The following is a 26,403-nucleotide window of genomic DNA, read 5'->3' as shown; positions in this document are numbered from 1 at the left end:
ATGCCCAAGCGTACAGACATCAAGTCCATCCTCGTGATCGGCGCGGGGCCGATCGTCATCGGCCAGGCCTGCGAGTTCGACTACTCGGGCGTGCAGGCGTGCAAGGCGCTGAAGGACGAGGGCTATCGCGTCATCCTGGTGAACTCCAACCCGGCCACGATCATGACCGATCCGGGCCTGGCGGACGCGACCTACATCGAGCCGATCACGCCCGACATGGTCGCCAAGATCATCGAGAAGGAGAAGCCGGACGCCATCCTGCCGACCATGGGCGGCCAGACCGCGCTCAACACGGCGATGGCGCTGCACCGCGACGGCCGTCTCGCCAAGCTCGGCGTCGAGCTGATCGGCGCCAATGCCGAAGCCATCGACAAGGCCGAGGACCGGCTCTTGTTCCGCGATGCTATGACCAAGATCGGCCTGGAATCGCCCAAGAGCCAGGTCGTGCACAACCGCGAGGAGGCGACCACGGCGCTCGAGCTCGTCGGCCTGCCGGCAATTATTCGTCCGTCGTTCACCTTAGGTGGCACCGGCGGCGGCATCGCCTACAACCGCGACGAGTTCTTCGACATCGTGCAGGGCGGCCTCGACGCATCGCCGACCACCGAGGTGCTGGTCGAGGAATCGGTGCTCGGCTGGAAAGAGTACGAGATGGAGGTCGTGCGCGACCGCCACGACAATTGCATCATCATCTGCTCGATCGAGAACGTCGATCCGATGGGCATCCACACCGGCGATTCCGTCACGGTCGCACCGGCGCTGACGCTCACCGACAAGGAATACCAGATCATGCGCAACGCCTCGATCGCGTGCCTGCGCGAGATCGGGGTCGATACCGGCGGATCGAACGTGCAGTTCGCGATCGATCCGGCGAGCGGCCGCATGGTCGTGATCGAGATGAACCCGCGCGTCTCGCGCTCCTCGGCGCTCGCATCGAAGGCCACGGGCTTCCCGATCGCCAAGGTCGCGGCGCGGCTGGCGGTTGGCTACACGCTCGACGAGCTCCTGAACGACATCACCGGCACGACGCCCGCGGCCTTCGAGCCGACGATCGACTACGTCGTCACCAAGATGCCGCGCTTCGCCTTCGAGAAGTTCCCCGGCGCCGAGCCGCTGCTCACCACCTCGATGAAGAGCGTGGGCGAGGCGATGTCGATCGGCCGGACCTTCCAGGAATCGTTGCAGAAGGCGCTGCGCTCGATGGAGACGGGCCTTACCGGCCTGAACGAGATCGAGATCAAGGGCGCGCCCGACAAGGCGGCGCTGGTGGCGGCGCTGGTACGGCCGACGCCTGACCGCATCCTGGTGATCGCCCAGGCGTTCCGCCACGGCCTGGCGGTCGAGGAGATCGCCCACGCCTCCAAGTACGAGCCGTGGTTCCTGCGCGAGATCCAGCAGCTGGTCGAGATCGAGGCGACGGTTCGCAAGGACGGCCTGCCGAAGGACGCCAAGACGCTGCTCGACCTGAAGAAGAAGGGTTTTTCGGACGACCGGCTGGGCGAGCTTGCCAATCTCTCCGCTGCCGAGGTCGCCAAGCGTCGCCGCGCCGCCGGCGTGCGGCCGGTGTTCAAGCGCATCGACACCTGCGCCGCCGAGTTCGAGTCGCGCACGCCGTACCTCTACTCCTGCTACGAGGGCGACGGGCACCGCCCGGCGCAGTGCGAGGCCAACCCGACCGACAAGAAGAAGATCATCATCCTGGGCGGCGGGCCGAACCGCATCGGCCAGGGTATCGAGTTCGACTATTGCTGCGTGCACGCCGTCTATGCGCTGCGCGAGGCCGGGTACGAGACCATCATGGTCAACTGCAACCCGGAGACCGTGTCGACCGACTACGACACCGCCGATCGCCTCTACTTCGAGCCGCTGACGGCCGAGGACGTGATCGAGCTGGTCGAGGTCGAGCGCCGCGCAGGCGAGGTGCTCGGCCTGATCGTGCAGTTCGGCGGCCAGACGCCGCTGAAGCTCGCCAAGCCGCTCGAGGCCGCCGGTATTCCCATTCTCGGCACCTCGCCGGATGCGATCGACCTCGCCGAGGACCGCGAGCGCTTCCAGAAGCTGATTCACATGCTGAATCTGCGCCAGCCGAACAACGGCACGGCGACGTCGGAGGCCGAGGCGATCAAGGTCGCCGAGTCGATCGGCTATCCTGTCGTGATCCGTCCGTCCTACGTGCTGGGCGGACGCGCGATGCAGATCGTCTACGACCTCGATGCCCTGCAGCGCTACATGCGCGATGCAGTGAAGGTGTCGGGCACCAACCCGGTGCTGATCGACAGCTACCTGCGCGACGCGATCGAGGTCGATGTCGATGCGCTGGCCGACGCAGACCAGAACGTGTTCGTCGCCGGCATCATGGAGCATATCGAGGAAGCCGGAATCCACTCCGGCGATTCGGCCTGCTCGCTGCCGCCGTACTCATTGCCGCACAAGATCATCGTCGAGATCGAGCGCCAGACCGAGGCGATGGCCAAGGCGCTGCAGGTCGTCGGCCTGATGAACGTCCAGTACGCGGTGAAGGACGGCGAGGTCTTCGTGCTCGAGGTCAATCCGCGCGCCAGCCGCACGGTTCCGTTCGTCGCCAAGGCAACCGGCCAGCCGATCGCCAAGTTTGCCGCCCGCCTGATGGCCGGCGAGGCGCTGAAGTCGCTCGCCATCAAGAAGGCCAAGGGCAAGCACATCGCCGTGAAGGAGGCCGTGTTCCCGTTCGCGCGCTTCCCCGGTGTCGACGTCATCCTCGGGCCGGAGATGCGCTCGACCGGCGAGGTCATGGGCCTCGACCAGGATTTCGGCCGCGCCTTCGCCAAGAGCCAGCTCGGCGCCGGCCTCAAGGTGCCGGTCGACGGCGCGGTGTTCGTCTCGGTCAAGGATCCCGACAAGGCTGCCCTGGTGAAGCCGGTGAAGCGGCTGGTCGAGCTCGGCTTCAAGGTCGTGGCGACTGGCGGCACCGCCGATTTCCTCGGCAAGCACGGCATCAAGGCCGAGCGGGTGAACAAGGTGCTGGAGGGCCGGCCGCACATCGTCGACATGATGAAGGACGGCAAGATTCAGCTGGTCTTCAATACCGTCGACGGCGCGTCGGCGCTCACTGACAGCTTCACCTTGCGGCGCACCGCCCTGATGCACAAGATCGCCTATTACACGACGGTCGCCGGCGCCAAGGCCTCGGTCGAGGGCATCGCTGCCGTGCGCGGCGGCGCGCTCGATGTGGCGCCGCTGCAATCCTACTTCAAAGGCGCTTTCTAGTCCCCGGTCCGCTGCGAATTGCCCCGTCCGGTGCAACCGCGGCGGGGCCTTGGGCGTTGACGCCGTTCGATTGATTGGGGACGATTATGATCATGGAAAAGGTGCCGATGACGGCCGAGGGGCTCAGGAGCCTCGAGGACGAGCTGAAGACTCTGAAGAGCGTGGAACGGCCGGCGATCATCAAGGCGATCGCGGCGGCGCGCGAGCACGGCGATCTCTCGGAGAACGCCGAGTACACCTCCGCGCGCGAACGCCAGGGCTTCATCGAGGGCCGCATCGCCGAGATCGAGGACATCATCTCGCGGGCCGAGGTGATCGACTTCTCCAAGCTCTCGGGCAAGGTCGTGAAGTTCGGCGCCACCGTGCAGCTCGCCGACGAGGATACCGACGAGAAGGTGAAGTATCAGATCGTCGGGCCTTACGAGGCCGACCTCGCCAAGCGGCGGATCTCGGTGACCTCGCCGATCGGCCGCGCCCTGATCGGCAAGACCGTCGGCGACACCGTCGAGGTCCAGACCCCGCGCGGCGCGCGCTCCTACGAGGTCGTGGGCGTAGCTTTCAAGTAGCAGCTGCACCCGCGGCCGCCGCGCGGCGGCGGCCTACGGCGGTCATCCAGCCGTACTGGATCAGGAACAGGCCGATCTTGCTGAACAGGCCCCAGGCCGACATGACCGCCGCCCAGGTCTTGGGGTCGAGGCTGAGCGCCAGCGCGATATTGAGCGCCGCCGAGCCGAACATCAGGCCGGCCCAGGCATAGCCGAAGGCGGTGGCGACGTCGGCGACCGGCGCCGCGCGCTCCGGCAGGTAGCGGTTCATCCAGCCGCGCTTCAGCATCACCAGCCCGACGATGCAGTAGATGGCGCTGGGCTTCAGCATCACGAAGGTCGGGTCGTGGGTGAAGAAGGTTGCCGTGCCCGAGGCGAGGATCAGCACCACGCTCAGGAGCTGCAGGCTGCCGATCGGCTGCTTGCGCGTGTACTGCCAGCCGATCTGGACGACGCCCAGCACCATGCCGAGCCCGACCGCGAGGAAGAGGTTGTCCGTGGCGAGGTAGACGACCAGGAACAGGATCGTCGAGGCGAGGTCCATCATCAGGACCCGCGCCGCCTGGAAGAGGTTCTTCATCGGACCCTCGGTCGCTAAACGGTAACGCTGTGTACCGTTGTGCAGGCTATCGCTACACAGCGTTTCCCGCAAGAGGAGTCTTCACCGCATGCCCGTCAGCCGACGACCTTGATGTACGTGTCCTTCATCACGATCAGGCTGCGGCGGAAGGTGTAGAGGTCGCAGCCCAGCCACGACTGCTTCTCACCGGTCTTGAGCGTGGCGGTGCGATGCCATTCGGTCACCGCGCGATTGCCGCAGATGAACTCGCTGGTGTGCTTCCACTGCACGTCGCCGGTCGAGGCGAACAGCGGCTCGAAGTAGGAGCGGATCGCGGCTTTGCCCTTGTAGCTCCGGCCCCAATGGTCGGGGCCCTTGGCGTTGCGGAACTCGCCGTCTTCGGCGAAGGAATTGACGATGCCGTCGACATCGCGCCGCGCGAAGGCGTCGGCGATCCGGTGCAGGATCTCGAGGGTCACGTCGACGTTGGCGAGACCGTCCATCGTCCTACTCCGTGGAAATGGGCACGCCGGGCAGCTGTTTGGCGGTGCGGAACACCATCATCGACTTCACATGGCTGACATTGGGTGCCGAGGTCAGCCGCGTGGTCAGGAACTTCTGGTAGTCATCCCAGGTCTCGGCGACGATCTTCAGCAGGAAGTCCGCCTCGCCGGCCAGCATGTGGCACTCGCGAATCTCGGGCCAGCCCGACACCAGCTCCTCGAACGCCTTGAGATCGGTCTCGGCCTGGCTGTTCAGCCCGACCAACGCGAACACAGACACGCTGTAGCCCAGCGCCTCAGGGCTGAGCTCGGCGTGGTATCCTTTGATGATGCCGGCGCGCTCCAGCGCCCGCACCCGGCGCAGGCAGGGCGGCGCCGATATGCCGGCGCGCTCCGCCAACTCCACATTGGTCATGCGGCCGTTGGCTTGCAGGTCGCTGAGAATACGCCGGTCGATCCGATCGAGCTTGGCTCGAGCCATGAGGTTCCCTCCATTGGCGCCGGTCTATGCCAGAACCGTGCCGAGCACGCAATAAAGTTGCGAGAAGCCCCGGCTTTTCTGAGGACAATTGCGCCGATTCTCCATAACGGCCGTGCAACGCAGCAGAGGTTTGCATATATGTTGAGTCTCATGCGGTCAGTGGGATGCGAGTAGGTCATGGCAGCAGTTCATCGCAGTAAGGTTCTGATCCTGGGCTCCGGTCCGGCCGGCTATACCGCCGCCATCTATGCCGCCCGCGCGAGTCTCAAGCCCGTACTGGTGCAGGGCATCCAGCCGGGCGGCCAGCTCACCATCACCACCGACGTCGAGAACTATCCGGGCTTCGCCGACGTCATCCAGGGCCCGTGGCTGATGGAGCAGATGCAGAAGCAGGCCGAGCACGTTGGTACGCAGCTGTTCTTCGACACCATCGTCGGGGTCGATCTGTCCAAGCGGCCGTTCGTCTGCATCGGCGATTCCGGCGATCGCTATGAGACGCACGCATTGATCATTTCGACCGGCGCAACGGCCAGGTGGCTGGGCATCCCGACCGAGGAGACCTTCCGCGGCGGCGGCGTGTCGGCCTGCGCGACCTGTGACGGCTTCTTCTTCCGCAACAGGGAAGTCGTGGTGGTCGGCGGTGGTAACACCGCGGTCGAGGAGGCCCTCTACCTCACGCACCACGCCTCGAAGGTGACCCTGGTCCATCGCCGCGACACCTTCCGCGCCGAGAAGATCCTGCAGGACCGGCTGTTCAAGAACCCCAAGATCAAGGTGATCTGGGACACCGTGCTCGAGGAGATCATGGGCGAAACGAGCCCTGCGCCGCTGGTGAAGGCGGTGCGGCTCAGGAATGTCAAAACCGGGCAGGAGAGCACCTTGCCGACCGACGGCGTGTTCATCGCCATCGGCCATTCGCCCAACACCGAGCTATTCAAGGGCCAGTTGGCGATGGACAGCGAGGGCTACCTGCTGACCAAGCCCGATTCGACCGCGACCGACATCGACGGCGTCTTCGCCGCCGGCGATGTGCAGGACAAGATCTTCCGCCAGGCCGTGACCGCAGCCGGCACTGGCTGCATGGCGGCCCTCGAGGCGGAGAAGTGGCTGGCGCGCCAGGAGGCGACGCTCGCGCACGCTGCGGAGTAGGCGGTGGCGCAGGGAGAGTTGATGGGTATGGACTGGGACAAGCTGCGCATCTTTCAGGCGGTGGCCGATGCCGGCAGCTTCACGCATGCGGGCGAGGGGCTGAAGCTCAGCCAGTCCGCGATTTCCCGCCAGATCGGCGCGCTCGAGGAGCAGCTCGGGGTGATGCTGTTCCACCGCCATGCGCGCGGCCTGATCCTGACCGAGCAGGGCGAGCTCCTGTACCGTACCGCACGCGATATGGCGGCCCGCGTGAACACCGCGGAGGCGCTGCTGCGCGCCAACCAGGACAAGCCGGCGGGCCGGCTCAAGGTCACCACCACGATCGGCTTCGGCTCGACCTGGCTGACGGCGCAGATGCACGACTTCATCGCGATGTACCCGGACATCGATGTCAGCCTGGTGCTGTCCGACAACGAGCTCGATCTCGGCATGCGCGAGGCGGATGTCGCCATCCGCATGGTCATGCCGCGCCAGCCCGGCCTGGTGCAGCGCCATCTCCTGACGGTGCGCAGCCACGTCTATGCCAGCCACAGCTATGTCCAGAAATACGGCAAGCCGGCGACGGTCGAGGACCTCGACAAGCACCGCATGATCATCTTCGGCGAGGATGCGCGCGCTCCCGTCCAGGACGTCAACTGGCTGCTGCGCGAGGGCAATGCCGACCAGATCGCCCGGCTGGTGGTGCTGCGGGTCAACAACACCTACGGCATCTTTCGCGCCGTCGAATCGGGCCTGGGGATAGCTTCGCTGCCCGACTACCTGGCCCGCGAATCGACCAAGCTCGAGATGCTGCTGCCGGACCTCAACGTCCGAACCACCGACGTCTACTTCACGTACCCCGAAGAATTGCGCCATTCCAAGCGAATCGCGGTGTTCCGGGACTTCCTGCTGCGCAAGGTGGCCGAGACCCGCTTTTAGCCGGCATAAATCTTTGTATTGCATTTAAAATGCAAGGCATGCGTAGGCCGCATGCCAGTGTCCAAAACACAGACGCTCACATTCCCAGGGAGAGAGCGTAATTTGGTCTCAGGTCTTCGACACGAGCGGTTTCGGCTGATCGCGTTCGAAACTCGGGATCCGAGTGATCCCACGTCTCCCAGACGTGAAGCCTCCCTGTTTGACTCGCCGGGCCTTTTGGCCCGGCGTTTTTTTTCGATCGGATCAAATTCTGAGGACGGCGTTGCGCGCATCGCGTTCGCGCGCGCATCGTGCGGTGCGATAGACGGGGGCAATCAACAGCCTGGCGCACGACCCTGCGTGAGACGATGCGCCGCCGCACCGTCACGGTCTTGCGGCCCGTACCATTTGATAACCACCGGCTCTGGTCCTAAATATAGTCGCACAGCAGACCCGATGTTTTCAGTAATCCGCCAAGCCATCCTGCCCGTGGCTCTGCGCAAGTTGCAGCGCCGAGGTGACCTCGAACGCGCCGGTCTGCTGATCGAATCGCTCGCCAAGCACTGGCGCGACAGCCAGCCGTTCCAGCTGCTGATCGTGGCGCCGCGCAACGATGTCTCGCTGCTGCGCACCAGCCTGCCGCGCTTCGCCAGCATCGAGGTGTCGGTGCGGTCGGAGAGCGACTTCTTCAGCCCGCTGAGCCGCTTCTATCTGCTGCCCGGTTGGTACAAGCAGCAGATGATCAAGCTGCAGGTGCCGGCGATGCTGGGCTTCGGCGGCTTCCTGACCCTCGATTCGGACGTCTGCTGCGTCGGCGACTTCGATGCCTGCACCTTCGTCGAGAACGGCCGGGCGCTGTCGCGCTGGGAGCCCAAGCGCCACCACGACTGGTGGAAGAACGCCGCCGACATCGTCGGCGTGCCCTACGACGCGCGCACCCACGGCCTGTCGGTGACGCCCAACATCCTGCACGGCGATCTCACCCGCCAGGCGCTGGTGCATTTCGGCAAGGGCCCGTTCGATTCGATCACGTCGCTCGGTTTCCAGGTGGCGCGCCGCCCCGGCTCCATCGCCTGGACCGAGTACTCGCTCTACACTTCGGTGGCCGAGCTCAAGGGCAACCTGTTCGACTATCACGTCCATTGGGACCCGAGTTACTTCCACGACACGCAGCTCTTCTCCGAGACCTCCTGTGTGTGGGGCGCCGACGACTTCGAGCGCCTCGCCCAGCTGCCCAACGGCAACGACCCCGGCGGCAAGTTCATCATCGTGCAGAGCCATGCGCGCATTCCGCTCGAGCGGGTGCGCGACTATTGCCTGAGCTTCGCCGGTTGATGCGCCGCGCCGCGATCTGCGCGCTGGCCGCGCTTGCTTTCGCTGCGCCGGCTCTGGCGCAGCCCCAGACTCCGCCAGCCCCGACCGCGCCCGCCAAGCCCGCCGCCGCCCAACCGGCGCCCGCACCGGCCGCCGATCCGGCGCAGACCACCGCGACCTATGCCGACTGGGTGCTGCGCTGCGTGCGTACCGGCGACAAGAACGCCGGCCCGCGAGTCTGCGAGGTGGTGCAGACCATGGTGCTGCAGGGCCAGCAGCAGCCGGTCGCGCAGGTCGCCGTGGGCTACGACAAGAACGAGCTCAGGATGACCCTGCTGCTGCCGCCGGCCGTTTCGTTCAGCCGCACCCCGACGCTCAGCGTGCCCGGCCTCACCGGGCCGCACTTCGACCTGGCGTGGCGCCGCTGCCTGCCCAATGGCTGCTTCGCCGACATGCCGGTCGGAGTCGAGCTGCTCAAGCTGCTGCGCAGCCGCGGCGAGCCGATGCAGATCGCTTTCAAGGATGCCGGCGAGCGCGACGGCGCGCTGCCGTTCTCGATGCGCGGACTGGTCCCCGCGCTGGACGCGCTGGCCAAGGAGCCGCGTTAGGTCTTCGCCTCTCTTGGCCATTTGGCCGCCTCGCGCCGGGCGAGCGCCAGCGTCACCGCGGCGATGATCAGCGCCAGCGCGACCGCATCGAGCCAGGAGACCGGCGCCGCCGTCATGAGCGCGCTGCTGCCGAAGCCGATGCACGGCACCACCAGCGTGGTCAGGCCGGCGACTGCCGCCGGTAGCGCGCGGATGATGCGGAACCAGCAGGCATAAGCGAGCACGTTCGATACGAGGATCAGCCAGGCGAGCGCGGCGAGGCCGCGCCCGTGCTCGGGATGGAAGTAGGCGCCGCGGGCGAAGACCAGCCAGACGACCAGCACGGGCGCCGTGCCGAGCAGGATCTGCCAGGCTGCGTTGATGGTGGGGGCGCCGGCGAGCGCCATCCGCTTGGTGAGCACGGTACCGATGCCGAAGGAGATCGCCGCCAGCAGGGTGAGCAGGGTGCCCACGGGCGCGGCCCGGGCGGCCGCTTCCTGGCTGATGATGATGCCGACGGCCGCTAGGCTCAGCGCCAGCGACAACGCGATGCGCAGCGTGATCCGCTCCTTCAGGACGAACACGGCGAGCAGCGCCGACCAGGTCGGCATGGTGTAGACGATGATCGGCGTGCGGCTGGGGCCAAGCGTGGCGATGCCCGCGATCAGGAAGATCTGGAAGAGGCCCATGTTGAACAGGCCGGTCAGCGCGAGCTGGCCCCACAGGCGGCGATCGGGCAGGGCCGGCGCGCCGTTCCAGACGCCGAGCGCCAGCAGGATCAACCCTGACGTCGGCATGATGATGAGGCGGCCCGAGAATAGGTCGACCGCCTCGAGCGACCAGCTCATCAGCGGATAGGACAGACCCCAGGCGATCCACACGCAGGGCAGGAGAAAACGCGTCATGCCCGGATGCTTTCGATCCGTCAGACCTTGCCGTTGTGCTCGCCGATCTTGGGCGCCTTGTCGGGCCCGCCGGCGCGCTCGCCGTCGATCGAGAGCGGCAGGCCGTGGAAGATCGCGGTCGAGCCGGCATAGGGCTGGCCGAACATGCCGAGCGCCGCGGTCTGGGCGAGCTCGAGCACCTGCGGCACCGTGTTGAGCGGGCCGTTGGGCACGCCCGCGGCATCGAGCTTGGCCGACCAGAAGGCGCGGCTCTCCTTCCTCATGATGTCGGCGATCATGCCGAGCAGGAGCTCGCGCTGCTCGGCGCGCTGCACGTTGGTCTTGAAGCGCGCCTCGTCGGGCCATTCGGGATGGCCCAACACGTCGGCGAACTTGCGCCACAGCCGGTCGTTGCCGGGGCAGATCATCAAGGGCCCGTCGCTGCACTCGAACGCCTGGTAGGGCGTGAGCGTCGGATGGCCGGTGCCCTGGCGCGGCGGCATCTTGCCGGTCACGGAGTAGCCCGCGACGTGGTTCGACGCCCACATCAGCCCCGACTCGAAGAGTGACGTGTTGACCAGGCTGCCTTCGCCTGACGCATGGCGCTTGGCCAGCGCCGCCAGGATGCCGATCGCCGTCCACATGCCGGTCGACAGGTCGATGATCGAGACGCCGACACGCGCCTCGGGGCCGCTGGGATCGCCGTTCAGCGAGATCAGCCCGGCGACGGCCTGGATGATCGGCTCGTAGCCCGGCCGGTCCTTCCAGGGCCCGGTGTGCCCGAAGGCACCGAGATCGGCATAGATCAGGCGCGGGAACTTCCGGGTCAGCGTCGGTCCGTCGATGCCGAACTTGGCGGGCACGTCGGCGCGCAGGTTATGGACGAAGATGTCGGCGGCGCCGATCCGCTCGATCAGCGCCTCGCGCTGCTTCGGATTGGCGAGGTCGCAGGTGATCGATTTCTTGCCGCGGTTGAGCGCGATGAAGCCGGTCCCGTCGCCCTCGACGAAGGGCGGGCCCCATTTGCGCGCATCGTCGCCCTCCGGTCGCTCGACCTTCACCACCTCGGCGCCGAGGAACGCCAGGATCTGACCGGCATAGGGACCGGCGAGGTTCTGGCCGAACTCGACGACCTTGATGCCTTCGAGCGGCCCCTTCTTTGCCGAGAGGGTGCTCATCGCAGGTTGCTGCCGAGGATCTCGCGGGCGATCACCATGCGCTGGACCTCGCTCGGGCCCTCGCCAACGCGGCGAATGCGCATCTCGCGGTACCAGCGCTCGAGCGGCAGGTCCTTGGTCATGCCCATGCCGCCATGGATCTGCATGGCGCGGTCGACGACGCGGCCGCCGCCCTCCGACGCCGTCAGCTTGGCGATCGAGGCCTCGATGCGGAACGGCAGGCCGCGCCGCGCCTTTTCGGCGGCTTCCAGGGTGAAGTGCTTGGCGGTGCGGATGTCGATCTCGTTGTCGACCAGCATCCATTGCACGGCCTGGCGGTTGGCGAGCTTCTCGCCAAAGGTGCTGCGCATCTTGGCCCATTCGATCGCCATCTCATGGGCGGCGATGGCGACACCGATGCAGCCCGCGGCGTAGGGGATGCGCTGGCGGGTCAGGCGGTCGTTGGCGACCGCGAAGCCCTTGTTGACCTCGCCCAGCACCTGGTGATCGCTCACCCAGCAGTCCTTGAACTCGAGCTCGGTGGCGTAGTGCGAGGAGCGCAGCGTGTGCACCACGCGCCGCACATGGAAGCCCGGCGTGTCGCTGTCGATGATGAAGCAGGTGATGCCGGCGCGACCCTTGGAGGCGTCGGTGCGCGCGAACACGATGCCGTACTGCGCGCGGTCGGCATTGGAGATGAAGATCTTGGCACCGTTCAGCACCCAGCCATTGTCCTTGCGCTCGGCCTTGGTCTGGATGGCGCGCGCCGGATCGCTGCCGCCCGACGGCTCGGTCAGGCCGAAGAAGGCCTTCTTCTCGCCGCGCAGCGTCGGATAGAGGTAGCGCTCCTTCTGATCCTCGTTGGCCTCGAAGATCTGGGCGAGGCCCGCGCCGCCGAAGGTGCCGTAGCAGGGCACGTAGAGGCCGGCGCGATGCTGCGCCATCTCGATCGCCAGCAGCACGCGCGTCACGATGTCGATGTCGGGGCCGCCGAATTCCTTGGGGATGTCGATGCCGAACAGGCCCATCGCCTTGGTCTTCTCGGTCAGCCGCTTGAAGTCCTCGGGCGGCAGCTCCGAGGCGTCGGGATCGAGCTTGGCCTCGAGCGGGATGATCTCCTCGCGCACGTAGCGGCGCACCTGGTCGATCAGCATCTGCTGTTCGTCGGACGGTTCGAAATCCATGGGGCGTTTCCTTAGTGACACCTCATCCTGAGGAGCGGCCGCAGGCCGCGTCTCGAAGGATGGGCAACAGGCAAGGTTCGGGTGGCCCACCCTTCGAGACGGCCGCTTCGCGGCCTCCTCAGGGTGAGGTTCGTCATCATGACGGGCTGAGCCGGCCGAGATTCGGCGGCGGGTTCTTGGCATTGTCGACGGGCAGGCTGCCGTGGTCGGCCTGATGGACCATCAGCAATTCGAACCAGCGCGAGCGGTACTGCTGGTTGACCTCGACCCGGAACTGGCAGCCCGGGCCGCGCTCGGCGAACTCGCGCTGCAGCTCGGAGCGCAGGCCGAAGGGCGAGCGCGCCCCGGCCTGGCCGATATAGAGGACGGTGCCTTGGCCGTCGGCGATCTGGTAGACGCCGAGCTGGCCAGGCAGGCGCTGGGCGGTCTCGGCCGTCAGCGGCTGCCAGGGTTTGTCGAGGCGCAACCGCAGGGACATCTTATTTCCCCTGGAACTTCGCAGTGCGCTTCTCCAGCCGCGCCTTCATGCCTTCCTGCGCGTCCTGGCTTTGCATCGCGGCGACCACCAGCGCATCGACGTCGTCGTGCTTGATGTGGTCGCGGATCTCGAGCTGGCGTACCGTCAGCGCCTTCATCGCCTTGAGCGACAAGGGCGCGTTGTTGGCGAGCCGGCCGATCACCTTGTCGGCTTCCGCCTCGAGCTGGTCATGCGGCACGCAGCGAGCGATCAGGCCCAATGCGTGCAGCTTGGTCGAGGGCAGGGGATCGCCCAGCAGCAGCATCTCGCGCGTCGTCACCGGGCCCAGCACCTCCATCAGCTTCTTGGCCAGGAACCAGTTGGGCGCCAGCCCGACCTGCGCCAGCGACATGCCGAAGCGCGCCTTCTGGCTCGCCACCACGAGGTCGCAATGCAGCGCCAGCTCGTTGCCGCCAGCGATCGCGTCGCCCTGCACCACGGCGACGACCGGAAGCGGGCAGAGCTCGATGGCGCGCAGCATCACCTCGATGCCGCTCGCCTTGCCGGCGCCAGCGGTCTTGCTGCGCTCGGCCATGTCGAGGCCGGCGCAGAACACGTCGCCCTTGCCGCGGATCACCACGACGCGGTCGTCGGCCGCCACCGGCGCCCCGAGCGCGTCGATCATGTTGCCGATCAGCTCGGAATCGAGCGCGTTGCGCTTCTCCGGCCGGTTCATCCAGACCGTCTTGACCGGCCCCTTCTTCTCGATGATGACCTTGCTCATGACTGTCACTCCGGTTCGATTCCTGCGGCCTTGATCTGGTCGGTCCACCACTTGGTCTCGGTCTTCACGTAGGTGGCGAAGTCGTCGAGGCCGATCACGGCGGCCTCCATGCGGCCCTGCGTCATCGCCTGCACCGTGGCGGGATCTTTCATCGCCTCGGCGATCGCGTCGAACAGCTTCTGCTGGATCGGCTTGGGGGTCGCCGCCGGCGCGAACACCGCGAGCCAATAGACCAGCGAGTAGCCTTTCACCGTCTCGGCGATCGCCGGCAGGTCGGGCGCGACCTTGGTGCGCTGCGGGCCGGTGACGCCCAAACCGCGGACCTTGCCGGCCTGGACCTGGGCCAGGGCCTGCGGCAGGTCGGGGAACATCATGTGGACCTGGCCCGAGACGACGTCGCCCAGCGCCTGCGGGCTCGCCTTGTACGGCACGTGCTCGATCTTCACACCGGCCAGCGCATTGAACATCTCGCCCGACAGCCGCTGCGAGGCGCTCGCCTCGGCGTAGTTGAGCTTGCCCGGGTTCTTCTTGGCGTAGTCGACCAGCTCCGCCACCGACTTGATCGGCAGGTCGTTGTTGACCACCAGCGCGTTGACGCCGGTGATGCAGCGCGCGATCGGCGCGAAGTCCTTCTCGGGATCGTAGGACAGCTTCTTGAACAGCGCACCGTTGGCGGCGTTGGTCGTGTTGGTGCCCATCAGCAGCGTGTAGCCGTCGGCCGGGGCGGTCGCGACCGCCGAGGCACCGAGCTGGCCGGACGCGCCGGGCTTGTCGTCGACGATCACCGGCTGCTTCAGGATCTCCGAGAGCTTCTGCCCCAGCCCGCGCGCCGTGGTGTCGGTGGCGCTACCCGCGGCGAACGGCACGATGATCTTGATCGGCTTGCTCGGGAAATCCTGGGCCCGCGCGCCGTTCGCGGCGAACGGCAAGGCGACGGCGCCCGCGAGCGCGGCACGGCGGTTGAGCGTCACGTTTCCTCCCAGGCCTCCGAGCGGGCCGACCTTTGTTTTAGCGGGCCGGCGCGAGGAGGCAAAGGAGGCTTACATATAGAGCTTTTCTGCCGTGCGGTTCGTGTACAGCCCGGCCACGAACTCCGCATAGCCGTTGTAGAGCTGGGTCGGGATGCGTTCGCCGCTGCCCAGCGGCTTTTCGGTCGCCTGGCTCCAGCGCGGATGCGGCACCTTGGGGTTCACATTGGCCCAGAAACCGTACTCGCTCGACTGCAGCGCTTCCCAGAACGAGACCGGCCGCTTGTCGGTGAATTCGATCGAGACGATCGACTTCACGTTCTTGAAGCCGTACTTCCACGGCGCCACGAGCCGCAGCGGCGCACCGTTCTGCTTGGGGATCGGCTTGCCGTAGAGGCCGGTGGCGATGAAGGCGAGCTCATGCGTCGCCTCGTCCATCGCCAGGCCCTCGGTGTACGGCCACGGATAGAGCACGTCCTTGGTGCCCGGCATGGTCTTGCGGTCGGCGATCGTCTTCATGACGATGTACTGCGGATTGCCGGTGGGCTTGCAGAATTCGACCAGCGCCTTCAGCGGGAAGCCCGACCACGGCACGATCATCGACCAGGTCTCGACGCAGCGGTGGCGGTAGACGCGCTCCTCGAGCGGCATCCTGGCGAGCAGCTCGTCGAACCCGATCTCGAACGGCTTCTCGACCTTGCCGCCGACCTTGATGGTCCACGGCCGGATCTGGAGCTTCTGCGCGTCCTTCCAGATGCTCTTGTCGGTGTCGAACTCGTAGTAATTGTTGTAGGTCGTCGCGAGCTTCTCGGCGGTGATCGGCTCGGGCTTGCCGAACTTGTCGTTGCGCGGCGCGGGATATTTGCCGGCGCTCGGATCGCCCTCCGCCAGCGCCAGGCCGGGCGCGGCGATCGCCACGGCGCCGAGGCCCATCGCCTTCACGACGGCTCGGCGGTCGAGATAGAGGCCTTCGGGAGTGGCCGCGCGCTCGGGCAGTTCCCAGCCTCTGATGCGCTTGATCAGCATGATGTGCTCCTAAGACGCCTTCCCGTTTCAGATGGCTCGGCGCGGGAGCTTCGGCAAATCAAGCCTCAGTCACCGTGCCGTGACGTCGCCACCCTCGCCCATCATTGCGGCAAGATCGGCGCGATATCCTGACGCGACCAGCGTCTCGGCGACCAGGAACATGGGCCCGATGAAGGCCTGGAAGATGTTATCCATCAGGGCCGGCCGCTTGCCCTCGTAATGGTGGCCGAGGAACTGCAGGGCCCAGCCGGCGACGAACAGCACCGCGAAGGCGGTCAGGCTGCCCGACTGGCCGAGCGCGCCGGCCAGCGCCTCGGCGGCGTACCAGGCCGGCACCATGATCGCGCCCATGATCAGGCCGATGCCCAGATCGAGCGCCATCCAGCCCAGCACCGCAATCACGCCGATGACCAGCGCCATCGACATCTCGCGGCCCGCCGGTTCGACCCGCCACAAGGCGAGGAGCAGCAGCAGCGAGAAGACGATGACCGGGATGCCGACGAAGTGCGTCGCCTTGTTGCGCCACGAGCGGTGGACCGCCGCGTAACGGGCGAGCTGTCGCTGGAAGAGGCCGGTGGGCATGAGGCCCGGATCTTAGGCCTTCGTTCCGGTCACTTCCACGATCTTCGGCCACATCTTCCCCTTCCAGCCGGCATTGCCGGTGGCGGTGAAGACGATCTTCTTGTCCTGGGCCAGGATGAAGCGCGGCGTCTGGTTGCCCCGCTGGGCGCCTTCGTCGCTCATCAGGAATTCGGTGAGCACCCACCGCGCGTCGGCCGGCCAGTGCTCTTCCTTGAGGATCAGCGTGCCGTCGGCGGGATGCACGACGCGGTAGTCGATCTTGCTAAACGCTTCGGACTTCAGCAGCAGCGGTTCGGACTGGGCACGCCAGATCTTGCAGCCGCCTCAAAGCTCGTGGCCGACGAACACCAGCATCGGCTTCCCAGACTGGGCGAGCGCGACGCGGGTCGAAGACAGTGCGGCGGCCGACGCCAGGCCACCCACCATCAAGGACCGTCTGTTGAACATGATGCTTCAAGCTCCTCGTAAGGACTCCACGAGGCCACTATGAAGAGAGGCCGGCTCCATCGGAAGCCGGCCTCACTGCCTTGTGACTCAGCGCTCATGCGGCCAGCAGCTACGCAGCGGCGCGCTTCTTGGTCTCTTCGACGATGCGGTCGGCGGTGCGGCCGACCAGCTCCTGCAGATGGTCGAACTCGGTGCGGTAGGTGCCGACGCCCTGCGTCACCGAGCGGATCTCGACGATCATGTCGGCGACCTCGGCCTCCGGCATCAGCGCCGAGACCTCGTCCCAGCCCGGCCAGCCCGGCCGCGCGTCGTAGCCCAAGAGCTGCCCGCGCCGGCCCGAGATCAGGCGTTGGATGCGCGAGGTCGAGTCCGACGGCGCCGCCACCGTCACCTTGAGAATCGGCTCGAGCAGCACCGGCCGGCACTTCGGCATCGCTTCGGTCATGGCGATGCGCGACGCCATCTTGAACGACATCTCCGAGCTGTCGACCGCATGGTACTGGCCGTCGAACAGAGTGACCTCGAGGTCGACCACCGGCTGGCCGAGCGGGCCTTCCTTGAGGTAGTCGCGCAGGCCTTCCTCGACCGCCGGGATGAAGTTGCGCGGCACCACGCCGCCCACGATCTTGTCGACGAAGCGGAAGCCCGAACCGCGCGCCAGCGGCTTGACCTCGACCTTGATGTCGGCGAACTGGCCGTGCCCGCCGGTCTGGCGCTTGTAGCGCGCGTGCTGCTGGCTGCCGCCCTGGATGGTCTCGCGATAGGCGACCCGCGGCGGCACCGTCTCGACCGCGACGTTGTAGCGGCCGGCGAGCTTCTCGACCGCGACCTTCAGGTGCATCTCGCCCTGGCCCTTGATCAGCAGCTCGTGCGTCTCCGACCGCTGCTCGTAGGAGAGCGACGGGTCCTCTTCGGTGATCTTCTGCAGCGCACCGGTGAGCTTGACCTCGTCATTGCGGTTCTTGGCCGTCAGCGCCAGCGCGAACACCGCGGGCTCCGCCGGTGGGAAGTCGTCGACCGGGGCGATGCCCGCCGCGGCGATCGACTGGCCGGCCGACAGCGCGTCGACCTTGGCGAGGGCGACGATCTCGCCGGCCGTGACCTCGTTCGCCTTGTCGAGGCGCTGGCCGAACGGCCGGAACAGGCTGCCGATGCGCACGCCGCCCAGCGACTGGCCCTCGCTCAACGCGCCCGACCAGACGCGGCAGAGCGACAGCTTACCGGCATGCGCCTGGTGCAGGACCTTGAAGCATTCGGCCATCGCCCCTGAGTTTGACGAGGGGCCGTTCGACGGCAGCGCTCGGCGCGTGGCGGTCTCGTCGACGAACGGCGTGTCGTGGCGCAGCGCCTTGAGCAGGCGGCGCACGCCGTTCTCGCGGTCGCCCGCGCCGATCAGCACCGGCGAGATCTGGTCGGCGCCGAACTCGTCGTGCAGGTCGCGGTAGATCAGCGACTTCTCGGGCGCCACGTCCTCGATCAGCTGCTCGAGCAGGGTGTCGTCGAACTCCGACAGCGTTTCCAGCATCTCGCGCCGCGCCTCGCTCTCACGTGGCAGGATCTCGGCCGGCATCTCGATCAGGTCCGACGCGCCGCTCGATTTGTAGCGGTAGGCGCGCTCGCTCACGAGGTCGACATAGCCGATCGTCTCCTCGCCGCCGTCCGACGTCGGCTTGCGGATCGGCACTTGGCGCAGCACCAGCTTGCGCGACGAGACGGTCTGCAGCGCCGCCAGCGTGTCGCGCACCCGGCCGTCGGCCGAATCGATCTTGTTGACGAAGAAGATGTGCGGGATGCGGTTGTCCTCGATGTACTTCACGAGCGGCGACAGCGCGATCACGCGCTCGGGCGAGGGCTCGCACACGATCACCGCGGCGTCGCAAACCGCGAGCGCGGCCAGGGAGTCGTGCTGGAACTCGATCGAGCCCGGTACGTCGAGGAAAGTCCAGTGGTCGCCGAGATACTCGGCCGACGCGATGTTGATCTCAGTGCCCATGTTGCGCTTGCGCGCCTCCTGGGAACCGTCGCCGACCGACGTGCCTGCGCGGGTCGAGCCCCGCCGGCCGATGGCGCCCGTGGCGTAGAGGAGGCTCTCGAGCAGGCTGGTCTTGCCCGAGAGATACGGCCCGCACAGCGCCACCACGCGATGCGCGCCGCTGCCTGGTCTGCCGCTTAGGACTGTTCCGGTCTTCAGGTCGGTCATGACGACGTCCTCCTTCTCCGCTGGAAAGCGAGAAGCCCCGAGAGACGTCGGGCAAGCTCCAGCGTCCGTGACGGTCGCCAACTACCCTCGGCCGTGACGCGAACGCAGGAGATGAACCCGCGGCGCCTCGATCGGAGCGAAGCCCTTTGTTACGAAATGCTTTCACTCCGGGCGGGACGAGTCAACGGCGGCCGGAGGGTGGGCGGAGGAAAGAAAAATTCGCAGGGCCGGAACCGTACCGGCGCGCCTATAAATGCGAATTCCGAACCCGCTCCTCGAGGTCGGCGCGCTTGGTTTCGGCGTCGGCGAGCCGGCGGAACGCGGCTTCGGCGAAGCTCCATCCCATCAGCAACAGACCGGCTGCCGCCACCCATGCGGTCCAGCCGTCGAGCATCATGAACGCGATTCCGGCAGCCGCCATCGCCAACACGGCGATGAGGAAGCGAATCCACTGGGCCTTCATGGTGCAGGCTCGCCGTTACTCGACGAAGTGCGCTTCGCGATAGAAGCGCAGGACGCCGGGCTGCAGCTCAGCATTCGAGCCGATCGCACTCAGCGTGTTGCGGGCGGTGGTTTGGGCGAGGTACCTCGGCTTCCAGGTGAGCTGCTCGATCTTGTGCAAGGCCATTGCCAGGCGATGGCCGATGGTCTCGTCCAACCCGTGACGGGCGACGATGAAGCTCCAGGATCCGACGGTCTCGATGGCGCTGCGTTGGCCAGGATAGGTGCTGGCCGGGACGACGAGCCGGACGAGGAAGCGATAGCGCGCTCGAATGCGGCTGATCTGTGCGGCGTCGGGTGTCAGGAAGCGCGCGCTCACCGGATGGTCGGCGAGCTGGACGAAGCCCGGCCAACGCAGGCCGCTGCCCCATAGCGCCGCTGCGCGGCCTTCGAGGACGAGCACCGGCCCATCCAGGAACTGGTCCGGATATATCGGCTCGAAGTCGTGGTCGATGTCGAGACCGAGGCCGCTCATCACATAGCGCGCCTGCGCGGCGCTCCCGGTGCCGCGCGGCCCCCATACCACCCGCTGGCCGCGCAGATCGTCGATCTGGCGATAGCGGCTGTCTGCGCGGACGCCGAGCATCCCCGGCGTGGAATACATGACGCTGACGATTGGCAGCATCGGCGCGCGGGGCGGCAGCGCCGCGGCCCACTCGTGAAGCACCTCGGCGCTGACCAGGCCGAGGTCGAGGGTGCCGGCCTGCAGCCTCGCGGCATTGTCGCTCGAACCCCCGGTCTCCACGACCGTGACGGCGAGCGCGGGATCGACCGACTTCAATGTCTCGACCAGGGCCACGCTATAGGGCTCGAAGCCGCCGCCGGCGGGCGTGGTGCCGAGCCTGACCGAGAGGGATTGGGCGTGCCCTGCCGGGGCAGCCGCGAGGGCACCGAGCAGGAATAGCGCATGCCGACGGCGGAACATGTCAATTCGATGCGACACAGCCGCGATACCGATGGCCTCGGTGGCCTCGACGCTACTTGTCCTTCGTGGCCGTATGGAAGGACTTGGAGATCACCTGCCAGCGGCCGTCGACCTTGAGCAGGGTGAGGTAGTCGGTGAAGTAGCGCGGCGGGATCTGGCATTCGACCTTGGCGAAGGCGGTGCCGGGGCCGGAGAAGTCGATCGACACGATGCGGTCGCGCCGCTCGCTGCCGCTGTCCTTGGCCGACTTGCGGTTCTCGACCATCTTGAACCAGTCGGTGCGCGGGAAGTCCGCCGCCTTGCCGTCGGCGCCGACGCTGTAGAGATGCGACGACGGGTGGAAGGCCTGGCCCAGCTTCCGGGTGTCGCCCTCGTACAGGCCGTCGAAATAGACCTGCAGCACCTTCTCGACTTCCGCAACGTCCGAGCTCATGTCCGTCTCTCCCTAAATCGCCCCGTTGGGGCTGACCAAGATCTTGCCGTTGCGCGCGCCCTTGTCGGCATGGGCGAGCGCCTCCTTGATATTCTCGATCGGATAGACGGTGTCCACCGGCGCATGCAGCCGCCCATCCATCACCTGCGCCGCGAGGTTGGCGTAGATGTCGCGGATCTGCTGCGCGTTGCGCTTCGCCAGGAACCGCCCGAGCATGAACCCGGTCAGCTTGACGCCGCGATAGATGAAGTTGTTGCGGCTGACGTCGGGGTTCTGGCCGCTCATCGAGCCGTAATGCACCACCGTGCCGTCGGTCGCGACGCAGTCGCAGATCCGGCCCGTCGCCTTGCCGCCGATCGCCTCCAGGCCGAGCCGGATCGGCGCGTCGCCGGTCTCGCGCGTCACCCGGGCCGCGAGATCGTCGCCGTCGACGATCACCAGGTCGGCGCCGAGCGGCTTCAGCTCGGTCGCGAGCTCGGGCCGGCGTACGATATTGACCGTGCGCAAGCCGCGCTCATGCGCCAGCACGATCGCCAGCCGGCCGACCGCGGAGTTGGCGACGTTCTGGATCACCCAGTCGCCGCCTTTCAATTGCACGAAGTCCGACAGCATCAGCTCGGCGGTCGGCGGGTTGATGCGCACCATCGCGGCCTGCTCGAGGTCGATGCCGGCCGGCAGGGAGATGGCATCGACACCTTTGACCCGGCGCTTCTGCGCCCAGTTCTCGCGCTGCAGGTTGATGACGAGGTCGCCCGGCTTGACGTGCCTGACCTGCGCGCCGACGGCGGTGACCCGGCCGACGCACTCGGCGCCGGGCGTCGCGGGCAAAGGCGGCTTCAGGCGGTAGCTGCCGCGGCAGAACCACATGTCGGCCGGATTGATCGGGAAGGCCAGCACGTCGAACACGACCTCGTCCGCAGCCGGGTCGCCGACATCGGGCACGTCGGCGCAGCGCGCCACGTCCCACGGCGTGCCGTAGCTGTCGATGAGCACCTGTTTCATGTGGTCCTCATGGGGACGCCTCCACGAGCCCTTTTTCCTTGGCCCGTCGATTGCTTATATTGCGATTCGACAGGGGGCGAAATGCCGGATGGCGGCTAAAGCATTCGACGAGATGCGCTCGGGCGCCGACGGACTGCGCGCACCCTATCGCGGTGTGCAGCAATGGCTCGATTCGACCTCGCCGGAGCGGCTGGCGGCGACGCGCCACGAGGTCGACCAGTTCTACCGCCGGCACGGCATCACCTTCGGCGCCTACGGTGCGACCGAGGGCCACGAGACCACCATCCCGTTCGACATCATTCCGCGGGTCATCGCCTGGGACGAATGGGAGTTCATGCACAAGGGCCTGACGCAGCGGGTGCGGGCGCTCAACGCCTTCCTGGCCGACGCCTACGGCGAGCGCGAGATCTGCCGCGCCGGCGTCGTCCCCGAGGCGCAGATCCTGATGAACGCCGAGTTCGTGTCGATGGCGCAGGGCCTCAGCCTGCCAGGCGACGTGCATGCCCACATCGCCGGCATCGACCTGGTGCGGGTCGGCGAGAAGGACTTCTATGTCCTCGAGGACAATGTGCGCACACCCTCGGGCGTCTCGTACGTCCTGGAGAACCGCGAGGTGATGATGCGGCTGGCGCCCGAGCTGTTCTCGGCGATGCGGGTGCTGCCGGTTGCCGACTACACCGAGGAGCTGCTGGCGACCTTGCGCTCGGTGTCGTTCAGCGACGATGCGGAGCCCAACGTCGTGTTGCTGACGCCCGGCCATTACAACAGCGCCTACTTCGAGCACGCCTTCCTGGCCGACGAGATGGGCATCGAGCTGGTCAAGGGCAGCGACCTGTTCGTCGACGAGGGCCGCGTCTACATGCGCACGCCGCGCGGGCCGCAGCGGGTCGACGTGATCTACCGCCGGGTCGACGATGGCTTCCTCGATCCGCTGGCGATGCGGCCGGATTCGTGGCTCGGCGTCGCGGGGCTTCTCGGCGCGCTGCGGGCGGGCAGGGTGAACATCGTCAATGCCCTGGGCAACGGTGTTGCCGACGACAAGTCGACCTATACCTACGTGCCCGAGATGATCCGCTTCTATCTCGGCGAGGCGCCGATCCTGCAGAACGTGCCGACCCATCGCGGCGACCGCGCCGACGACCTCAAATACATCCTCGAGCATCTCGGCGAGCTGGTGGTGAAGGAGGTCCACGGCTCGGGCGGCAAGGGCATGCTGGTCGGCCCGACCTCGTCGAAGGCCGAGATCGAGGAGTTCTCGCATCTGGTGAAGGCGCGGCCGGAGAACTACATCGCCCAGCCGACGCTGGCGCTCTCGACCTGCCCGACCTTCGTGGCGCAGGGCGTGGCGCCGCGGCATGTCGATCTGCGTCCCTTCGTGCTCTCCGGCAAGAAGATCACCATCGTGCCCGGCGGCCTCACCCGCGTTGCTCTCAAGGAAGGCTCGCTGGTGGTCAACTCGAGCCAGGGCGGCGGCACCAAGGACACCTGGGTCTTGGCGCCCGATGGTCAAACTCCTCCCCATTCAGATGGGGAGGTGCCCACGCAGCGGGCGGAGGGGTCATGAGCCCCAGTCCCGTCGCGTGGCTTATGACCCCTCCGGCCCTTCGGGCCACCTCCCCATTTGAATGGGGAGGAATGCTCAGCGTGCGCCCATGCTGAGCTCGACCGCCAAGAACGTCTACTGGATGGGCCGCTACCTGCAGCGGGCCAAGACGACGGCGCGGCTGATCGAGGCGACGCAGCGCATGGCGCTGCAGTCGAGCGGCAAGGAAGCCGAGAACGTGGTCGCGATCTTCGGCATGGAGGACGAGTTCCGCCACAGCCAGGAGCAGCATCAAAGCCAGGGCCAAACCCAACGCCAAGGCGGCGGCCGGCTGGTCGACCTGGTCGACTTCCTCGCCTTCGACGAGACCAACCCGTCGTCGATCGTCTCCTCGATCGGCCAGGCGCGGCGCAACGCCCGCGAGGAGCGCAACAACATCACGGTCGACGTCTGGGAGAGCCTGAACGGGCTGTGGCTGGAGCTCAGCGCCAAGCTGCGCGGCAACCGCGCCAGCCTCGACCGCGGCGCGCTGATCGAATCGGTCAAGAAGCAGGCGGTGATGATCTTCGGCGCGGCGCAAGTGACGTTGCTGCGCGACGAGGCCTACAACTTCTTCCAGCTCGGCGCCTTCCTCGAGCGCGGCGACAACACCGCCCGCATCCTCGACGTGAAGTACCATCGCCTGATGCCGGACGGCCGCCCGCATGCCGAGCATCTCGACTACTTCGCCTGGTCGGAGGTGCTGGCCTGCATCGGCGCGGTGCGCACCTACCGGCGCATCTACAGGAGCTCGCTCGACCCGATGAAGATCGCCGAGCTGATGATGCTGCGCCGGGACGTGCCGCGCTCGGTGCACCATTGCCTCTGGATGGTCGACCTCAACATGCGCGAGCTGGCCGACGCCTACGGCACACGCGGCGAGGCCGATCGGCTGGCCGGCGAGCTGCATGCAAGGCTGCGCTATGCCCGCATCGACAAGGTCTACGAGGTCGGCCTGCACAAATACCTGGGCGGTGTGCGCGACGATATCGCGGCGCTGTCGGACACCATCGGCAAGCAGTTCCTGCTGGATTGAACGATGCGCTTCTCGGTCCACCATCTCACGCGCTTCGAGTTCGACCAGCCGTCGGGCCATTCGATCCATGACGTGCGGCTGAAGCCCATACCGGCGGGCGGCCAGCGGGTGCTCTCGTGGCGCATCGACGGGCCGGGCAAGCGCTCGGAATGGACCGACGGACACGGCAACCAGGTCACCACCTTCTCGGTGGCGCAGGCGCACGACGCGGTCGAGATCGAGGTGCACGGGCTCTACGAATACAGCGGCGCCGACCAGTGGCTGCGCTACGCCGAGACGCCGACGCTGCCGCCGCCGTTCTGGCTGCGCAACACCGGCATGGCCAAGCACGACGAGACGTTCGATCCGCTGATCGCGGAGTTGAGCGAGGGCGCCTCTGAGCCGACGCAGCGGGTGATGGTGCTGCACGAGCTGATGAAGCGGGTCGGCGAGCGCATCGCCTACAAGACCGGCGTGTCGACCGTGGACACGACGGCGGTCGAGGCGCTGGCGCGCGGCGCCGGCGTGGCGCAGGACAGCACGCATGTCTTCATCGCGGCCTGCCGGCGGCTCGGCGTGCCGGCGCGCTATGTCAGCGGCTACCTGCGTAACGACGATCCGGAGCTGCATGTCGGCCGCACCAGCCACTCCTGGGCGGAGGCCTGGGTGCCGGGGCTCGACTGGGTCGGTTTCGATCCAGCCAACGGCATCTCGCCGCGCGGCGATAGTCTCAGGGTCGCCATCGGGCTCGACTATCGCGACGCCGCGCCGGTGAGCGGCCGGCGCGTCGGCTTCGGGGATGCCAAAATGACGGTCGAAGCGGCAGTACGGGCGGTCGACGGATGAAGCCCGAGATCATCGGGTCGACGCGCTCGACCTACACGCGCGTCGTGCGCATGGTCTGCGAGGAGAAGGGCATCGACCACACGCTGACCGACGTGTGGCTCGGCGCGCCCGAGCTCGCGGCGATCCATCCCTTCGGCAAGATGCCGGTGCTGCGCCACGGCGATGTCGAGCTGTTCGAATCCAAGGCGATCGCCACCTATCTCGACCGCGTCTTCCCGGCACCGTTCGTGCTGCCGGCCGAGCCGCTTCTGGCGGCGCTCACCGAGCAATGGGTGTCGCTGGTCAACACGCTGATCGATCGCACCGTCATCCGCACCTATCTCTTCGCCTACATCGCGCCCGGCACGCCCGACGGTTCGCCCAACCGCGCCGCCATCGAGGCAGTGATGCCGGCACTCGAACAGCAGGTCGCGGTGCTCGACAAGGCGGTGGCGGCGACGGGGCATCTGGTCGGCGATCAATTCACTTTCGCCGACATCAATCTGATGCCGTTGCTGCATCGCCTGAAGATTCCTCCGGAAGGCGCCGCAGCGCTCGCCGGCGCCAAGAACCTCAGCGCCTACTACGAGCGGCATGCGCAGCGGTCGAGCTTCGTGCGCACCGAGCCGCCGGCAGGCGCGCCGCGACGGGCGAGCTGAATGGAAGGCCTGCGCAAGCAGTATCACTTCCGACCCGGACCCGACGGTTTGCGCGCCTGGGACATCCATCGCCTCATCGCGCTGGCCGGGTCGCTGCCGGTCATCCAAATGCCGCTCGCCGCGATTCGCGAGCTCGACGAGCCGTACTGGTTCGACCACGGCTATGCGCCGACGTGCCGTGCCGTCGCCGAACATGCCCGGCTGATCCAGGACGTGGACGTGCGCTTTCCCATCATCTTGTCTGCGGATGGGCGGGTGATGGACGGCATGCACCGCGTGGCCAGGGCGCCGCTGCTGAATCTGGACAGCCTGCCGGCCAAGCGGTTCGCCGAGGATCCGGCACCGGATCATGTCGGAATCGCCCCGGACGACCTGCCTTATTGAGCGAAATTTGGCTCCGGCCCGACGAGAAATAGCCCCCGCTCGCCTTGCGGGATAAGCCTTGCGCCAGTAGGTTCGCGCCCGTTTTGTCACCCGCCTGAAGGAGGCGT

Annotated in this window: 29 protein-coding genes; 11 read left to right on the top strand and 18 right to left on the bottom strand. The window is 67.0% G+C overall.

The window, feature by feature from the left end; genetic code table 11:
• The gene (gene carB / locus J0J01_RS15145; protein WP_296381965.1) at window positions 1-3,246 is read left to right on the top strand and encodes a carbamoyl-phosphate synthase large subunit; all 3,246 of its coding nucleotides are present in this window, start codon (window positions 1-3) and stop codon (window positions 3,244-3,246) included.
• A 92-nt stretch (window positions 3,247-3,338) separates the two neighbouring features.
• Window positions 3,339-3,812, top strand: coding sequence for a transcription elongation factor GreA (gene greA, locus J0J01_RS15140; RefSeq protein WP_296381963.1), 474 nt, complete (start codon window positions 3,339-3,341; stop codon window positions 3,810-3,812).
• On the opposite strand, the gene J0J01_RS15135 is transcribed toward greA, so the two are convergent.
• The 3 genes from J0J01_RS15135 to J0J01_RS15125 form a co-directional block, all read right to left on the bottom strand.
• Window positions 3,805-4,371, bottom strand: coding sequence for a septation protein IspZ (locus J0J01_RS15135; RefSeq protein ID WP_296381961.1), 567 nt, complete (start codon window positions 4,369-4,371; stop codon window positions 3,805-3,807). The genes greA and J0J01_RS15135 overlap by 8 nt on opposite strands.
• Before the next feature lie 95 nt (window positions 4,372-4,466).
• Entirely contained in the window at window positions 4,467-4,853 is a 387-nt protein-coding gene (locus tag J0J01_RS15130) for a nuclear transport factor 2 family protein (RefSeq protein ID WP_296381959.1), read from the bottom strand.
• A gap of 4 nt (window positions 4,854-4,857) precedes the next feature.
• Window positions 4,858-5,334, bottom strand: coding sequence for an Lrp/AsnC family transcriptional regulator (locus tag J0J01_RS15125; RefSeq protein ID WP_296381957.1), 477 nt, complete (start codon window positions 5,332-5,334; stop codon window positions 4,858-4,860).
• A gap of 177 nt (window positions 5,335-5,511) precedes the next feature.
• Between J0J01_RS15125 and trxB the strand changes: the two genes are divergently transcribed.
• From trxB to J0J01_RS15105, 4 genes are all read left to right on the top strand, one after another.
• A complete protein-coding gene (gene trxB / locus J0J01_RS15120; protein ID WP_296381954.1) occupies window positions 5,512-6,483 on the top strand; it encodes a thioredoxin-disulfide reductase in 972 nt (323 codons plus the stop codon).
• A gap of 27 nt (window positions 6,484-6,510) precedes the next feature.
• Window positions 6,511-7,401, top strand: coding sequence for a LysR family transcriptional regulator (locus J0J01_RS15115; RefSeq protein WP_296382328.1), 891 nt, complete (start codon window positions 6,511-6,513; stop codon window positions 7,399-7,401).
• Between the two features lie 468 nt (window positions 7,402-7,869).
• On the top strand, window positions 7,870-8,715 hold the full coding sequence (locus J0J01_RS15110) for a DUF6492 family protein (RefSeq protein ID WP_296381952.1): 846 nt from the start codon (window positions 7,870-7,872) through the stop codon (window positions 8,713-8,715).
• Window positions 8,715-9,302, top strand: a complete 588-nt coding sequence (locus tag J0J01_RS15105) for an invasion associated locus B family protein (protein ID WP_296381950.1) — start codon at window positions 8,715-8,717, stop codon at window positions 9,300-9,302. Before J0J01_RS15110 ends, J0J01_RS15105 begins: the two co-directional genes overlap by 1 nt.
• On the opposite strand, the gene J0J01_RS15100 is transcribed toward J0J01_RS15105, so the two are convergent.
• The 15 genes from J0J01_RS15100 to J0J01_RS15030 all read right to left on the bottom strand — a co-directional run bounded on the left by J0J01_RS15100 (window position 9,299) and on the right by J0J01_RS15030 (window position 21,831).
• On the bottom strand, window positions 9,299-10,186 hold the full coding sequence (locus J0J01_RS15100) for a DMT family transporter (RefSeq protein WP_296381948.1): 888 nt from the start codon (window positions 10,184-10,186) through the stop codon (window positions 9,299-9,301). The genes J0J01_RS15105 and J0J01_RS15100 overlap by 4 nt on opposite strands.
• Before the next feature lie 20 nt (window positions 10,187-10,206).
• Window positions 10,207-11,343, bottom strand: a complete 1,137-nt coding sequence (locus J0J01_RS15095) for a CoA transferase (RefSeq protein WP_296381946.1) — start codon at window positions 11,341-11,343, stop codon at window positions 10,207-10,209.
• Window positions 11,340-12,506, bottom strand: a complete 1,167-nt coding sequence (locus J0J01_RS15090) for an acyl-CoA dehydrogenase family protein (RefSeq protein ID WP_296381944.1) — start codon at window positions 12,504-12,506, stop codon at window positions 11,340-11,342. The genes J0J01_RS15095 and J0J01_RS15090 overlap by 4 nt, the downstream gene beginning before the upstream one ends.
• Window positions 12,507-12,642: 136 nt before the next feature.
• On the bottom strand, window positions 12,643-12,984 hold the full coding sequence (locus J0J01_RS15085; RefSeq protein ID WP_296381942.1) for a hypothetical protein: 342 nt from the start codon (window positions 12,982-12,984) through the stop codon (window positions 12,643-12,645).
• A gap of 1 nt (window position 12,985) precedes the next feature.
• The gene (locus J0J01_RS15080; protein ID WP_296381940.1) at window positions 12,986-13,747 is read right to left on the bottom strand and encodes an enoyl-CoA hydratase-related protein; all 762 of its coding nucleotides are present in this window, start codon (window positions 13,745-13,747) and stop codon (window positions 12,986-12,988) included.
• Window positions 13,748-13,752: 5 nt separating this feature from the next.
• The gene (locus J0J01_RS15075; protein ID WP_296381938.1) at window positions 13,753-14,718 is read right to left on the bottom strand and encodes a tripartite tricarboxylate transporter substrate binding protein; all 966 of its coding nucleotides are present in this window, start codon (window positions 14,716-14,718) and stop codon (window positions 13,753-13,755) included.
• A 69-nt stretch (window positions 14,719-14,787) separates the two neighbouring features.
• Entirely contained in the window at window positions 14,788-15,741 is a 954-nt protein-coding gene (msrP, locus tag J0J01_RS15070) for a protein-methionine-sulfoxide reductase catalytic subunit MsrP (RefSeq protein ID WP_296381936.1), read from the bottom strand.
• 69 nt (window positions 15,742-15,810) lie between these two features.
• Window positions 15,811-16,323, bottom strand: coding sequence for an Mpo1-like protein (locus J0J01_RS15065; protein ID WP_296381934.1), 513 nt, complete (start codon window positions 16,321-16,323; stop codon window positions 15,811-15,813).
• Window positions 16,324-16,335: 12 nt separating this feature from the next.
• Complete coding sequence (locus J0J01_RS15060) at window positions 16,336-16,566, bottom strand: hypothetical protein (RefSeq protein WP_296381933.1); 231 nt, start codon at window positions 16,564-16,566, stop codon at window positions 16,336-16,338.
• A gap of 81 nt (window positions 16,567-16,647) precedes the next feature.
• Complete coding sequence (locus J0J01_RS15055; protein ID WP_296381930.1) at window positions 16,648-16,770, bottom strand: hypothetical protein; 123 nt, start codon at window positions 16,768-16,770, stop codon at window positions 16,648-16,650.
• 109 nt (window positions 16,771-16,879) lie between these two features.
• On the bottom strand, window positions 16,880-18,970 hold the full coding sequence (locus J0J01_RS15050; protein ID WP_296381928.1) for an elongation factor G: 2,091 nt from the start codon (window positions 18,968-18,970) through the stop codon (window positions 16,880-16,882).
• A gap of 247 nt (window positions 18,971-19,217) precedes the next feature.
• Window positions 19,218-19,433, bottom strand: coding sequence for a hypothetical protein (locus tag J0J01_RS15045; protein ID WP_296381926.1), 216 nt, complete (start codon window positions 19,431-19,433; stop codon window positions 19,218-19,220).
• A gap of 15 nt (window positions 19,434-19,448) precedes the next feature.
• Window positions 19,449-20,396, bottom strand: coding sequence for a TAXI family TRAP transporter solute-binding subunit (locus J0J01_RS15040; protein WP_296381924.1), 948 nt, complete (start codon window positions 20,394-20,396; stop codon window positions 19,449-19,451).
• Between the two features lie 52 nt (window positions 20,397-20,448).
• Window positions 20,449-20,829: a nuclear transport factor 2 family protein gene (locus tag J0J01_RS15035; RefSeq protein WP_296381922.1), complete on the bottom strand. Its 381-nt coding sequence runs from the start codon at window positions 20,827-20,829 to the stop codon at window positions 20,449-20,451.
• Window positions 20,830-20,841: 12 nt separating this feature from the next.
• On the bottom strand, window positions 20,842-21,831 hold the full coding sequence (locus J0J01_RS15030) for a zinc-dependent alcohol dehydrogenase family protein (RefSeq protein ID WP_296381920.1): 990 nt from the start codon (window positions 21,829-21,831) through the stop codon (window positions 20,842-20,844).
• A gap of 88 nt (window positions 21,832-21,919) precedes the next feature.
• On the opposite strand from J0J01_RS15030, the gene J0J01_RS15025 reads away from it, so the two are divergent.
• The 5 genes from J0J01_RS15025 to J0J01_RS15005 all read left to right on the top strand — a co-directional run bounded on the left by J0J01_RS15025 (window position 21,920) and on the right by J0J01_RS15005 (window position 26,296).
• Window positions 21,920-23,395: a circularly permuted type 2 ATP-grasp protein gene (locus tag J0J01_RS15025; RefSeq protein ID WP_296381919.1), complete on the top strand. Its 1,476-nt coding sequence runs from the start codon at window positions 21,920-21,922 to the stop codon at window positions 23,393-23,395.
• An 88-nt stretch (window positions 23,396-23,483) separates the two neighbouring features.
• Window positions 23,484-24,449: an alpha-E domain-containing protein gene (locus J0J01_RS15020; protein WP_296381917.1), complete on the top strand. Its 966-nt coding sequence runs from the start codon at window positions 23,484-23,486 to the stop codon at window positions 24,447-24,449.
• Between the two features lie 3 nt (window positions 24,450-24,452).
• Window positions 24,453-25,274, top strand: a complete 822-nt coding sequence (locus J0J01_RS15015; RefSeq protein WP_296381915.1) for a transglutaminase family protein — start codon at window positions 24,453-24,455, stop codon at window positions 25,272-25,274.
• On the top strand, window positions 25,271-25,912 hold the full coding sequence (locus tag J0J01_RS15010) for a glutathione S-transferase family protein (RefSeq protein WP_296381914.1): 642 nt from the start codon (window positions 25,271-25,273) through the stop codon (window positions 25,910-25,912). Before J0J01_RS15015 ends, J0J01_RS15010 begins: the two co-directional genes overlap by 4 nt.
• Window positions 25,913-26,296: a hypothetical protein gene (locus J0J01_RS15005; RefSeq protein ID WP_296381912.1), complete on the top strand. Its 384-nt coding sequence runs from the start codon at window positions 25,913-25,915 to the stop codon at window positions 26,294-26,296.
• Window positions 26,297-26,403: the final 107 nt, after the last annotated feature.

It is taken from the genome of Reyranella sp. (assembly GCF_017305915.1).
Taxonomy (GTDB): Bacteria; Pseudomonadota; Alphaproteobacteria; order Reyranellales; family Reyranellaceae; genus Reyranella.
The sequence above is the reverse complement of the archived record's forward strand: the minus strand, read 5'-3'. Positions and strand labels throughout refer to the sequence as shown.

Coding starts and splice junctions, on each gene's coding strand:
- J0J01_RS15040 (WP_296381924.1), bottom strand. CDS start 20,396: ATGTTCCGCCGTCGGCATGCGCTATTCCTGCTCGGTGCCCTCGCGGCT.
- J0J01_RS15105 (WP_296381950.1), top strand. CDS start 8,715: ATGCGCCGCGCCGCGATCTGCGCGCTGGCCGCGCTTGCTTTCGCTGCG.
- J0J01_RS15055 (WP_296381930.1), bottom strand. CDS start 16,770: ATGTTCAACAGACGGTCCTTGATGGTGGGTGGCCTGGCGTCGGCCGCC.
- J0J01_RS15100 (WP_296381948.1), bottom strand. CDS start 10,186: ATGACGCGTTTTCTCCTGCCCTGCGTGTGGATCGCCTGGGGTCTGTCC.
- J0J01_RS15085 (WP_296381942.1), bottom strand. CDS start 12,984: ATGTCCCTGCGGTTGCGCCTCGACAAACCCTGGCAGCCGCTGACGGCC.
- J0J01_RS15015 (WP_296381915.1), top strand. CDS start 24,453: ATGCGCTTCTCGGTCCACCATCTCACGCGCTTCGAGTTCGACCAGCCG.
- J0J01_RS15090 (WP_296381944.1), bottom strand. CDS start 12,506: ATGGATTTCGAACCGTCCGACGAACAGCAGATGCTGATCGACCAGGTG.
- J0J01_RS15035 (WP_296381922.1), bottom strand. CDS start 20,829: ATGAGCTCGGACGTTGCGGAAGTCGAGAAGGTGCTGCAGGTCTATTTC.
- greA (WP_296381963.1), top strand. CDS start 3,339: ATGGAAAAGGTGCCGATGACGGCCGAGGGGCTCAGGAGCCTCGAGGAC.
- J0J01_RS15010 (WP_296381914.1), top strand. CDS start 25,271: ATGAAGCCCGAGATCATCGGGTCGACGCGCTCGACCTACACGCGCGTC.
- carB (WP_296381965.1), top strand. CDS start 1: ATGCCCAAGCGTACAGACATCAAGTCCATCCTCGTGATCGGCGCGGGG.
- J0J01_RS15125 (WP_296381957.1), bottom strand. CDS start 5,334: ATGGCTCGAGCCAAGCTCGATCGGATCGACCGGCGTATTCTCAGCGAC.
- J0J01_RS15095 (WP_296381946.1), bottom strand. CDS start 11,343: ATGAGCACCCTCTCGGCAAAGAAGGGGCCGCTCGAAGGCATCAAGGTC.
- J0J01_RS15130 (WP_296381959.1), bottom strand. CDS start 4,853: ATGGACGGTCTCGCCAACGTCGACGTGACCCTCGAGATCCTGCACCGG.
- J0J01_RS15025 (WP_296381919.1), top strand. CDS start 21,920: ATGGCGGCTAAAGCATTCGACGAGATGCGCTCGGGCGCCGACGGACTG.
- J0J01_RS15080 (WP_296381940.1), bottom strand. CDS start 13,747: ATGAGCAAGGTCATCATCGAGAAGAAGGGGCCGGTCAAGACGGTCTGG.
- J0J01_RS15115 (WP_296382328.1), top strand. CDS start 6,511: ATGGACTGGGACAAGCTGCGCATCTTTCAGGCGGTGGCCGATGCCGGC.
- J0J01_RS15135 (WP_296381961.1), bottom strand. CDS start 4,371: ATGAAGAACCTCTTCCAGGCGGCGCGGGTCCTGATGATGGACCTCGCC.
- J0J01_RS15050 (WP_296381928.1), bottom strand. CDS start 18,970: ATGACCGACCTGAAGACCGGAACAGTCCTAAGCGGCAGACCAGGCAGC.
- J0J01_RS15065 (WP_296381934.1), bottom strand. CDS start 16,323: ATGCCCACCGGCCTCTTCCAGCGACAGCTCGCCCGTTACGCGGCGGTC.
- msrP (WP_296381936.1), bottom strand. CDS start 15,741: ATGCTGATCAAGCGCATCAGAGGCTGGGAACTGCCCGAGCGCGCGGCC.
- trxB (WP_296381954.1), top strand. CDS start 5,512: ATGGCAGCAGTTCATCGCAGTAAGGTTCTGATCCTGGGCTCCGGTCCG.
- J0J01_RS15030 (WP_296381920.1), bottom strand. CDS start 21,831: ATGAAACAGGTGCTCATCGACAGCTACGGCACGCCGTGGGACGTGGCG.
- J0J01_RS15005 (WP_296381912.1), top strand. CDS start 25,913: ATGGAAGGCCTGCGCAAGCAGTATCACTTCCGACCCGGACCCGACGGT.
- J0J01_RS15020 (WP_296381917.1), top strand. CDS start 23,484: ATGCTGAGCTCGACCGCCAAGAACGTCTACTGGATGGGCCGCTACCTG.
- J0J01_RS15045 (WP_296381926.1), bottom strand. CDS start 19,433: ATGAAGGCCCAGTGGATTCGCTTCCTCATCGCCGTGTTGGCGATGGCG.